The following is a 619-nucleotide window of genomic DNA, read 5'->3' as shown; positions in this document are numbered from 1 at the left end:
CCTATCGTTGCCATGGCAGCCGCCGACCGTGGGTTGGTGGAAGCTCGAGGGGCCGTGGTCCACCAAGAGGCTGCTGCCGGGCAAGACGCTGCTCTTTAGCAAGTGGCGCGGTGCGCCCACCGCGATCTCCGCCCTGCTGTCGATCCACCTCTCCGGCGGGCTGCGCAAGCCGAAGGAGAAGGCGCCCACACCGCTCCTGCGTCCAGGGGGCAGCGAGACTGGGGCGCTAGTCGGCCTGTTCATGCCGTGGCCGAATCTTTCCCTCGCGGTCGAGCCTCTGAAATCGGCAGATGCGTCGGTCGCTACGGTACGTGCAGACGCGCGACGGCAGCTCGAGGACTATCTGCGCGGCAGAGGCATCAAGCTTGACGGCCGCGAGAAGCGACCGACGTGGATCGTGGCCGCCGGCGTCGAGCGAGCTCTCTCCATGTCCTCCTACCAGCGCATCTCTTCGCTAGCCTCTAGGGCGAGCCGAGGTGCCAAGGCGAAGGACTGGCAAACGCTCGGTCAGATCTTCCATATCTCCCACGCCGAACTCGTCGCGCTGGCGGAGTATCTACTCTCGTCCCCGGGCTCGATCATCGCGCGATGCGTCGCCCGACACCGCGTGCCGCAGGAC

Annotated in this window: 1 protein-coding gene; it reads left to right on the top strand. The window is 66.7% G+C overall.

The genetic code is table 11. The features are described 5' to 3' along the window. Positions 1-619, top strand: a 619-nt coding sequence (locus tag EN780_RS39395) for a hypothetical protein (RefSeq protein ID WP_210215118.1), incomplete at both ends; no start/stop codon positions are given.

Origin of the sequence: Mesorhizobium sp. M4B.F.Ca.ET.089.01.1.1, from assembly GCF_004022605.1 — a bacterium.
Classification (GTDB): Bacteria; Pseudomonadota; Alphaproteobacteria; order Rhizobiales; family Rhizobiaceae; genus Mesorhizobium; species Mesorhizobium abyssinicae.
This window is presented reverse-complemented; position numbering and strand designations above follow the sequence as displayed.